The following is an 11,419-nucleotide window of genomic DNA, read 5'->3' as shown; positions in this document are numbered from 1 at the left end:
AGATGAGAAAGTCAATTGCAGGCCTTTGTTGGTTTACAGGCTTAATAATTCTGTTCAGCAGCTGTAGCCAGAAAAAAGCAGGCGTCAGCATGACGGACGCCGAGATCTTACACCAGAACCAGGACCTCCTCACCGAGGTGATTATTCATGATGTATTCACACCACCGGTAGCTGCAAGGCTATATGTGTATACATCTTTAGCGTCTTATGAGGCAATGCGGCACAACAAGAACGGATCGGCTTCCATTGCGGAACAGTTGAGTGGTTTTGGAAAAATGCCAGAGCCCGAAAAAGGAAAGACTTACGATTATACGCTGGCTGCCACAAAAGCTTTTTTCGCGGTCACCCGCAATGTAAAGGTATTCTCAGTAGACTCACTGAAAGCACATGAAGATGTGGTGTATAATACATTCAAAGAAAAATTAGACGACTCCACTTATCAAAGATCGGTTGCATTTGGTGATACAATTGCCAAAGCGATACTGGCAAGGGCAAGGAATGATGGTTATCATTTATCCAGGGGAAAGGAAAAATTCCTGGGAAGTAACGATGCCGGAAAATGGAGGCCTACCCCACCCGACTATCTGGATGGTGTAGAGTGGTGCTGGAATACGATGAAAACAATGGTATTGGATTCTGCATCCCAATATATGCCACCCCGTCCGCCTAAATATAGTACTGATAGCAGCAGCCTCTTTTATAAAAATGCAAGAGAAGTGTATGCAATCAACAAAAGCCTGACTGAAGAGCAAAAGACGATTGCGCGTTACTGGGATGACAATCCCTTTGTGATTGAACATTCAGGCCACCTGATGTTCGGCACAAAAAAGATAACACCCGGGGGCCATTGGATGGGCATTGCAGCAATTGCAGCCAAACAGACCGGCGCAGACCCGGTACAGGTTGCGAGAGGATATGCATTAACCGCAATAGCGCTGTACGACGCGTTCATTGCCTGTTGGGATGAAAAATACCGGAGCAATGTAGTCCGACCTGTAACCTATATCAACGAACATATTGATGATAAATTTGTTCCCTTCCTGCAAACGCCGCCATTCCCTGAATATACCAGCGGACATAGTGCTATTACTGCATCAGCATCAACGGTGTTGGCCCATATATACGGCAACAATTTCGCTTTCCGTGATACCAGCGATCTTCGGTATATCGGCATGGAACGAAACTTCAACTCTTTCCAGGAAGCCGCAGCAGAAGCCTCTATAAGCCGGGTTTATGGCGGCATTCACTATCGCACCGGAGTTGAAGCAGGTGCTGCACAGGGCAAAAAAGTCGGCGAATTGATTATTGCAAAAATCCTTAAATAATAATGTGTATGAAAATGCCAGTTGGTAGAAACCAACTGGCATACACCTCGCGGTGTTATACTGCATGAAAAGAGTACACATTTTATAGCATCAGATTTCGCTGCTAATCCAACCCCCAGCCAGGATTTGGTTCCGGTCCCATTTCAAGCACCAGTTCACCGCCCTTAAGGAGTTCGCTTGCCGGGAAAGCAAAAGAATTTAAAGGTTTCCCGTTCAGTGTTGCCTTCTGCACATATTTATTGAGCCGGCTGGAATTGTGAGCCGAAATGACAAATTTCTCGCCACGGCCATATTTTTTTCCCAAATCAATTTCCACTTTCTGGTAGAGCGGACTACCAATTTCATAAATGGGATTTGACCTGGATCCACCGTCTGTCTGGAACAGTCCAATTGAAGCCATTACAAACCAGGCACTCATCTGCCCCTGGTCCTCATCACCCAGGTAGGCATTCGACAATCCATTCCCATAATAACGCTCGACGATGGACCGACACCATTTTTGTGTTAACCAGGGTTTACCAGCCCAGTTAAAAAGGAAGGCAAAATGCATTGATTGCTGATTGCCCTGAACAACCGGGTAATCCCAATACTGGTCATTCATTCCATTGTATCTCCAGGGTTCACTTTGAGTGAATCCCCAATCAAGTCTTTTTGCGAACTCTTCTTTCCCGATGATGCTGGTCAGTGCTGTCACATCCTGCGGCACAAAAAAGGTAAGCTGCCACGCATTGCCTTCCACATAATGTTCATTGGCACCACTACGGAAGGGATTGAAATCCGAAACCCATTCACCATTACTTAATTTCATATGGCAATACCCGTCCTTATCAATTGCGTTCTTCCACCAGTATCCCCTGTCATTGAAGGTTCGATAAAGGGCCGAGTCTCCCAAAGATTTCGCTAGTTGACCAACACACCAGTCATCATAGGAATATTCCATTGTATTGGAGAAACGACCTTTATCTGAAGGAACATACTTATGACTCAGGTAAGCAGTAAGGTCACGGTTTCCGGCAAAACCGGTAAATAGTTTTTGGGCAGGTGTGGTTTGCATTTTAACAGACGCGTTCAATACTTTTTCAGCATCGAAGTCTTTTATCCCCATCTGGTACGCACTTACCATCATGGGAATTTCATGTTCGGCGACCATAACAGGTATGTAGTTCATGCCTGCAGGACCCTTTGCCAGCCAACCGTATGCATCGTACATGGCAAGTTGCGATTTTACCCATTTACTGCTCCATTCCGGCGTTACAAGGTTCCAGAATTGGTTCAGATTCCAGAATGTATTCCAGAAGGCATCGCAGCCCAATGCCACATCGTTTTTATTTTTAAATTTCTGAACGGCACCATCTGTTCCTTTCCATTCGCCGTTCACATCACTCCAAATATTCCTGCTGCAAACTGAGCGGTACATGGCATTGTAAAAGCGAATTTTATCGAGCCTGTTGCCGGTAGTCACTTTCACCCGATTGAAGATTTCGTTCCACACATTTTTATGATGATTTCTGACCGCATCAAAATCCCAGCCGAAAACAGAACTGATCTCCGTCTGAAGGTTTTCAGCGGCATTGGAAATGCTGACGAGTGAAATACCGGTACGAGTTTGCACAACGCGATTAGTGCGGGTATCAAATTCCAAAAATATCCCGGCATCTTTTATGTCTTTTCCTTCAATGGAATCTGCATAGGCAATTTCATCGTTGATCCATCTGCCCATACGTTTGATGGGCTGGTCGAATTCAATCACGAAGTTTACTGTATAATCCTGGCCCGCATCATTGCTCCACACCTTAGGTGAAAGCTGATGCGAGAAGCCCTCTATCCGGTTTTTACCAACCTTCCGCAGGAAAATATCTTTTAACTGGTAATCGTATTCTGCAGGAATATGTAAGTCGACGAGGATCCGGGAATCAGTTTTCTTACCGGGAAAAGTGTACCGGTGAAATCCGCAATGGGTAGTTGAAGTAAGTTCCGCCTGGATGTCATAGTCTTTCAGCAGCACTTTATAATATCCAATAGGAGCTTCTTCGGATTTTTTATCTATCGCTGACCGGTAGCCCGAACCCGGAATCAACTCATCGCCAATTCTTGTTTTCAATTGTCCATTAGTTGGGAAAATCCCTAAGCCACCCAGGGTCCATTCATGAATATGACTGAAAGTGCCAATGCTCTCATAAGCAGGTTCATAACCGGCCTGCCAACCTGCATTCTGGTTATCGGGACTGAGTTTAACCATGCTGAAAGGCATCCACGGGCCTGGTGCAATCATCCAACGGGAATGGGCAGTGCCCATCCGGGTATCAACATAATCAGCCGGGGTCTGCTTCTTTTGCCCGGAACGGCGAATGGTCCCTTCTTCAAGCAATTTATGATCAGCAAGAATTCTGTACCTGCTTTGTTTTAGAGACTGTACCGCAGGCATTGGAGCTTCGAAGATGTAATTCCCTTCTTCAACTACATGGTCAGATACTTTCACTCCATCTATCTCAACGCTTAATACTGACTTTCCGGACAAATGTTCTACGTTCACCAGCAGAGGCTGGACCTCTTTACCATCTTTTTCAATGGTATAGTCTGCGGGTTCAACTTTGCGAATGAAAAGATCAGACGGTTTCAAAAGTTTGCAGGCAGCACCCGATAACTGCACCTGGTCAAACATTATCCAGGAACCCTGGAGTACAGTTATAGTAACATTATTACCGCCTCTTCTGATCACATTACGCCTGAGGGGAATTTCAATTGTCCTTGGTGTAGCACCAGACAAATTCCCTGTTATAGATGCAGTATCTACATATTTTTCATTCAGTCGTGGAGAGCGTTGCTTTTTGACTCCATAACCGGGAGCTTCCAACTGGATTATTTCCTCCTGCTGGTTAACCATAACTTTGATAAGAGGCAGGAACTTTTTTGCATAATCCGCCAGCCTGATGGTCAATTTATAATCCCCGGTTGCCGGTTCGTTCTGAACTCCGAATAAAACATTCACCTGGTTGGTCCGCCAGCCTGAGGTCGGCCAGGTTCCACCCCAGGTATCAACCGGCCCAGGAAGTACATAAGGAAAACTTTCTCTTTCCTTTGAATAACCGATCAAAAAGAACTTGTCTTCATACCCAAAATCCTGTCCGACAAAATTCCTGAACTTGTCAGGCGCCAATGCAAATTCTTTGGATGCATTGTCAGCTGTACCAATTGTCCAGAGGGCATTTTGTGCAGCACACTTCATTCCAGGGATACTGACCAACCAAGCCAATAAACATAAGATCCGATGCATAAATTATTTTTATTTCAAGTTTTCCATCATCCTGATAGCAGTATACAACACACCGGCTTCCCCCCTGAAAGTACCGGATCCACGGGGCTTGTTGTCAACCGAATACCATTCATAAAAACCACTGTTATCCTTCACCCGTTTAACCATGGGTTGGATTTGCTCATAAGCATCTTCAGTAAAACCATATTTGACTAACTGCTGAATCATCCTGGCCCCAAACCATGTCCAGTCCCCTCCGTTCTGATAACTGTAAACCGGATTCATAATCTTATTGGCGAAGTACCCATCGGGGTAAGGAGGATAGAGGGTAAGTCCAATGGAAGCCGCACCAGCCTGCTTTACTCTCTTCTTCATTTCTTCCAGGGATGCCTTAATTTCCTGACGGCTTAACAGCCCGGCTTCGATGGCTACTGTTGTGCCGCCGAAATAGTAGATTTTATTCTCATCAAAATCAGCCGGGAAGGGAGAACCTTTCAGGTAAATGTGCGGAATGAACTTCTGTTCTTTTTTATCCCACAGATACTTCATGCAATTCTTCGCGAGTCGTTCCTTTATTTCAGCCCATTGCTTCTTTGAAGAAGGATCGATTTCCATCAGGTTATTCAACGCCACAATCAACATGGCATTGTCGTAAATATCTATTGCCGGATGTGTATTGTTATCCAGGTCAACACCCCATCCATGTTCAGGTTGCACATCGCCCCAGTCGGCAGTGGTAGCGCCGATGATTAGTCCGTACTGCTTATTATACCGGTGATCCATCAGAAACTTCATGGCCCAGTCAAGCCTTTGACTTACCGTTTTATCACCAACCTTTTCAGATAAAATTGATTTATCGCCGGTAAGTTGAATGTATTTGTAAACAGCCTGCACCAGCGAAGTTTCCTGGTCGGTTTCGACAGTATTCTTATGCCCGGCATAGCGAGGCTCAAGTTTTGAATAAGAAAAATCCGTTTCGCCTTTGCCAATTTTTTCCGCGGGAGTAAATCCGTCAATGATGTTACCATCATCGCCCTGCATTCTGAAAAACACCAGCAGATTTTCCTTCAAAACTTCTTTTGAATATACTTCTGCTGCCAGCTCTATAAAAGTATTGTAATCCCTGATCCATACTTCCCTGTACCCGTCTCCTGCATTAAACCCTGTCTTCATTACTTCCAGCGCTTTGGATTTTACATAGCTGAAGTATTGATTACTTTTAATCCTTTCGCCAAGAACCTGGTTACCTGATTGACCCGTTTGTGCGACAGCAATAAAGGCCGGCACCAGGTACAGAAACGTTAACGCACACCGCTTCATTTTCATATATTCTATTTTTTGGTCAGTTTATTCATTTTCTTGGACAACGCTTTTCCCCAGGATGCCCCGGGTTCAGCACCCATCCACAACTCCAGTACCCCTCCTTTCCTGAAATCAGAATGGGAAAAGAAAAACTGGTTATGTTCTTTGCCATTTAAAGAAGCCCGTTGTATGTAACAATTCGCTTTCGAGTTGTTGTAAGTTTTTATCACAAACTGTTTACCAGGATAGTAGTCATTATTGAGCCTGATCACAATTTCATCAAAGACCGGGCTGGTGATGTCATAATTTGGATCAATGGAAGTATTTCCATCCAGGCTGAAGAGCCCGATAGAAGTTAAGGCACTTACTCCTCCCATCTGTCCCTGGTCTTCATCATGGCCGCCATAACCTTTGTCCGGAGTTACGGCACCATATGCCTGTTCATTTACTCTTCTTACCCAGTATTGCGTGAGATCAGGACGACCTGCATAACTAAATACATGCGCATTTGAACAGCCCGGCTGATTGGCATAGCTAACATAACCTGAACTATAACCGAACACAAAATCCTGGTCTTTGGCTTTCTCAAAAGCATAATTCAGCATCTTACAAAGAGTGTCTGTGCCTCCCATCATGCTTGCCAGTTGATTGATGCCATGCGAAACGGACCATGTAGCCTGCCAGGCATTTGCTTCTACCCAGCCATGACCATCCAGTGGGTTTTTATGCAGCCAGGCCCCTTCTTTTGTTTTCGGAAAAATCAATTTTTGTTCCGGATCAAACAGTTTGGTCCAGCCTTGCGAACGTTGCATAAAATAAGCCGCATCTTTTTTCATTCCCAACCGCTGGGCCATCTGTGCCAAAGCCCAATCCTGGAAAGCAATTTCAACCGTGATGCCAGCATTGGAAGGATAATACCCGTTTTTGATATAAAACTCCATTTCGTCTTTTGCGCCCATCATGCCACCAGGCGCATGGTTCTGCTTCATTACTTCGTAAGCAGTTAAAACAGGTTTCTTTGTGAGAAGATCTTTCTGGTAGGCACATGTAATAAGGTTGGTGGCAGGGCAACCCGTCATGATATATGAATACCCGCCACCGCACGGACCTCGCGGTAGCAACTTACCGTTTTCCGCATATTGAATCAGGGATGCTGCAAAATCATCAAGTACTTCGGGCCACGCCAGGCCCCAAAGCACATTCAGGTTCCATTGAGTCAACCAGAAAGCGTCAGAATTATACATGTGAAACTTAACCTTACCGTTCCGGTCTTTGGGTAAGGTCCGGAGCTTAAACTTGTTGAGTGTGAAAGATCCGCGTCTTTCCCCTTCAGTATTATCGGGATAATCGCCCGATACGTCATCCAGTTTATGGCGCCCCAATAGAACATGCCAGAGATCGGTATAAAATTTCTTCTTCTGGTCGGCACTTCCTCCTTTTACGTCAATGCGGCCAAGCATTTCATTCCATTCCTGCTGAGATGCTTCACGAAGCTGGTCAAAATTCCAGTGATTGCTTTCAGATTGCAGGTTAAGCCTGGCATTTTCAACATTCGTATAAGAAACGGCAACTTTTACCTGCACTGTTTCGCCCGCTTTTACATGGTATTGAGCAGATACACCGGTAGTAGGCGCATCATAATAACTCATAGCACCGCTGTTCTTTGCCGTTTTTTCGGCGGTTCCGATCAAGGATTTCACATCTGCCAATACCTGTTTGCTATCCCATCCGTTCAGCTTTTCGAATGGCTTTTCAAACTCAATGGCAAAATAAATGCGCACATTTTCGGGACCACCCCACAAACGGCCCGTTGTGTTTACGGAGCCTTCGATCCGGGTATTAGTCACTTTTTCCACCCTCGCATCTGTCATGGTCGCGGTAGACACATATCCGCCGAGGTTCACCAAAATATCGGTAATTGCCTCTTTGGTATAGGTAAAGCGGTAAAAGCTTACCCGATCGCCGGCAGTTTGTTCAACCCACAAATTGTAATCATCAAGATACATGCGGTGATAACCGGGTTGTACAATTTCAGCATCATGTGAAAATTTCGATTTCCATCCCTGTTCTCCGTTACTGGGATTTACCGGGCCTGTTGTCGGCATAAGGGTAATACCTGCAAGCATCCAGCAATGTACTTGTGGAAAGCCCAGTACTTCTGTTGAATTATAATTGTATCCACCGCCGTACTGGTTCTTGTTGCGGGTTAAAGGAGCGGCGCTGATCATCCCGAAAGGCTGACTTCCTGTTACAAAATAAAAATACCGCCCACGTGCCGATTCAATATACGGATCTACCCACGAAACCGGATCAGCAAACTGCGTGGGTGATGGAAATACTTCCAGCTCAGATAAACCAATATTGCTTCCATTTGCATCGGTTGTTTCAAAACGCACCCAGGTAATGAGTTGATCGGGAAAATAAACTACCCTGGGAGCACCGTTATTGGGAATTTCAAAAACGGGAATCCTTGTTCCATTGCTGAAAATCAGTGTACCCCCGGCATTATGAGATGATTCAGCGACACGGTCATAGAGAATAATTTTATTGATCGACTGTGGCTTTTGCCAATCCAACTGGATCCAGGGATAATCAATATATCCCCAGAAGGTCACAGAAGTTTTTGCTACCCATTCGCCTAAACCGTCGGTCCGGATAATGCCATCTGTAACATTCACAGCGCTGCCTTTACCGGCGGTTTCAGATGAAGCAGTTACACTGGCCTTATTGGCAATACTTCCCGGACCTGCATACACGAAACAGCAGCAACACAGCAGCAGAACAACGAAAGCGGATTTCAGAAGTTTTCTTTTTTGCATGATGTCGCAACTAAATTTAGATATTATTAAGTTCAGTAAACCAGCAGGAAGGAAGCAGGACTATATTTGCCCAGGTAAAAATCAAATACACCATTCCTTACAATGATTTTTTTACCTTTTTTATTTCCACGCAAATCAATTGGATGCACTGACTTTACCTTGGAGCTGTTACCCAGCTTAACGGTACAGGTGCCTGAAACGCCGGCCTGCTCCCACAACCGCAGTACAGTACCATCGCCATCAGGATTTTCCCCATATGCTGTAACCAAAACGACAGACCCGGAAACTGATATTCCACTTGTGTTTGCCGGCAAATCTCCAGGTAGGCCGTCCGCAATGCCAGTCAGCAATGGCAGACGGGCTTCCCATCCATATTTTGCCAGGTTTGCAACTTCCTGTGACTGTTGATCAACCGGCCAGAGACGTACTTTTTCACTCCATGAACCATCCTGCCACAACGGAAAATTGGTATTCCACATATTGTTATACAGGTTAACAAACACCGCTGGTGTTGTGGGAATATAATCCATCGAATATTTCCAAAGTCCCGGCTCTCCCAGACTCACCAATGGCGCATCTGTGGAAACGATTGCAACACCTGAATGATCGGCCTGGGTGATTGACACTCCGGTTGTCGTCGCCATCAGGTGTCGGTTTGTACCAGGTACAATATCTGTCGCCGGGTCGATATCACCACCCAGGCGGCCAACTGTAAACTTTGGCTTTTCCACTTTAAAAGGGAAGCAAAGCCACCCTCCTTCGGCCTGCTTATCAGCAGTTTTAGAATCTACGGACCATTCTACATCTACATAAGCCGCGTGCCTGGGAAAAGTAAATTTCAGCGTATATCCGCGGGCGTAACCACCTGTCGACAAGGCTGTCAGTAATGCAACATCAGCAACTGCTGAATGCACAACATTAATTTTCCAGGCATCTGGCGTAAATGCTACGTAAGGAACATTTACGGCATTCGGCATTCCGGGTTTTCCGAGATCATTCAAACCCCAACCGTCTTTTATCCGGCTGTATTGATTAAACCATTTGTCCACTTCATTTGAACTGAAACGCTCGTGCAAAAACTGACCGACAATATACTTCGAAGACAAATCGACCAGTTCACGGCCAGTTGATCGTTCAATCAATGATGTTATTCCGCCTTTTCTCAAATCAAAAACCACTTCGAAAAAACTTGTGTTGAAAGTGGATTTCTCATCACTTGTAACAGCGTCTTCATTCAATTCATCACTGGAATAACTACTGTACCCGGATGCTGCCACATTACGAGCATAAAAATAATTTCCTTTCTCCCATGGATTTTCAATTATGCCCGATCTTACCCAGGGCAATGGGTTATAAACAACTATACGCTTACCTTTCTTTTCAACTGAGGTCGCAAGCAGGTTAAGGTTTGTATTGAGTTCTTTAGTTATAATATCATTTGTTGTTAGAATGTACCGGCGTTTGTCGTCATAGGAACGAAGCCATTTATTTTTGCTCCCAATGGCTGTATTATGGGCATTGCTGTTTTTCAATGCGGCATAATTTCCCTTTTCCGGAAGAGGTTCTGATGCCGCTTCATCCATCCATTGCTTCCATGCGTTTTCATAGCTGTAACGGGGCCCATATTCAGCGTTCATACCCCAGGTATGTTCACCATATAAAAGACTTTGCTCGTACGCTTTTGCCAGCTTTGCAGACACAGGCGAAACCGGGATACCCCAGGATCTCATCTGGGTGTTCAAGCCATCCAGTGCCGATTCCAGTGGACGGATATTTCTTGCAATCTTGGTTTCCTTTGGATTTGATTGTAGTCCCTGGATCCAGGTATCCGGACAATCACCCTTAACAACAGGTAATTGAGGTTCTTCTGCTAAAATGGCTTTTGCAAAATCATCAAGCGTACCGAAGTGTATCTTAACCCCTGGCAGTTCCTTCCCAGCAAAGTCAAGCAGGTTATCAATTTCCTTTGCTGAGGGCGGACCATGATTGTCGCCAGTCATTTGCATAGCGAGGTAATTTTTACAGGGCCAGCCTGCAGTCGGCCTGATATCAGAACCATACAACGCAGTGTAATTGCATAATATTTTTGAACCATCGGCTCCTTCCCACCAGAACAGTTCCGGAAACCTGGGATATTGACTCGCCGGATTGCAACCTAACTGCAAAAACCGGATGCCGGCATGATTCAGCAAGGTGGGCATAACCCATGAATGACTGGGCACATCCGTCATCTTGGCACTGATTGGTAATGGAAGTCCGTATTTTCTTGCGACCGCAGAAGAATATCCCAATCCCCGAACGAGATCTTCATAGTCCAGCGATTCAGTATGAGTTGTAAATGGAAGGCCATGTACTACGAGCGTTCCGGACCTGATTGCCTTTTCAATTCTTGCCTTTCTTTCAGGTGTCTGCAGCGGGCCAAGGATCTGGGCCTGTAAAGGCCAACCGGAAACAGTCCATGCAAACCGTTTCTCTTTTGGAAGCGTTTCGCTGTTTTCAATCACCGTCAATGCATTGTCCATCATTTCTTCCCGGTAACGTTTAAATACATTTTCCGGCAGATCTGTAAATCCCAGGTCGAAGTGGGTTTTAAACACTACCCAGATGTCGGTTACTTTTGAATTGGAACGGCTTTCATCCTTTTGGGCATGCACCATCAAAAACGAGACTGAAAACACAAAAAGAAGCAATACTCTATTTACTCGTGCCATTTTCATCTG

General features: G+C 45.2%; 5 protein-coding genes. 1 reads left to right on the top strand and 4 read right to left on the bottom strand.

What is annotated here, in order from left to right; genetic code table 11:
* Positions 1–2: 2 nt before the first annotated feature.
* Complete coding sequence (locus OI18_RS13310; protein WP_039140503.1) at positions 3–1,325, top strand: vanadium-dependent haloperoxidase; 1,323 nt, start codon at positions 3–5, stop codon at positions 1,323–1,325.
* Positions 1,326–1,428: 103 nt separating this feature from the next.
* On the opposite strand, the gene OI18_RS13305 is transcribed toward OI18_RS13310, so the two are convergent.
* From OI18_RS13305 to OI18_RS13290, 4 genes are read right to left on the bottom strand one after another with little or no spacing between them, the layout of a single operon-like run.
* A complete protein-coding gene (locus tag OI18_RS13305; protein ID WP_240312773.1) occupies positions 1,429–4,551 on the bottom strand; it encodes a GH92 family glycosyl hydrolase in 3,123 nt (1,040 codons plus the stop codon).
* 57 nt (positions 4,552–4,608) lie between these two features.
* Complete coding sequence (locus OI18_RS13300) at positions 4,609–5,904, bottom strand: GH36-type glycosyl hydrolase domain-containing protein (RefSeq protein ID WP_240312772.1); 1,296 nt, start codon at positions 5,902–5,904, stop codon at positions 4,609–4,611.
* Between the two features lie 5 nt (positions 5,905–5,909).
* Complete coding sequence (locus OI18_RS13295) at positions 5,910–8,699, bottom strand: GH92 family glycosyl hydrolase (RefSeq protein WP_039140502.1); 2,790 nt, start codon at positions 8,697–8,699, stop codon at positions 5,910–5,912.
* A 32-nt stretch (positions 8,700–8,731) separates the two neighbouring features.
* Complete coding sequence (locus OI18_RS13290; protein ID WP_160290233.1) at positions 8,732–11,410, bottom strand: glycoside hydrolase family 38 N-terminal domain-containing protein; 2,679 nt, start codon at positions 11,408–11,410, stop codon at positions 8,732–8,734.
* Positions 11,411–11,419: the final 9 nt, after the last annotated feature.

It is taken from the genome of Flavihumibacter solisilvae (assembly GCF_000814475.1).
GTDB classification, from domain to species: domain Bacteria; phylum Bacteroidota; class Bacteroidia; order Chitinophagales; family Chitinophagaceae; genus Flavihumibacter; species Flavihumibacter solisilvae.
Note: the sequence above shows the minus strand (reverse complement) of the source record. Positions and strands in the feature narration are given on the sequence as shown.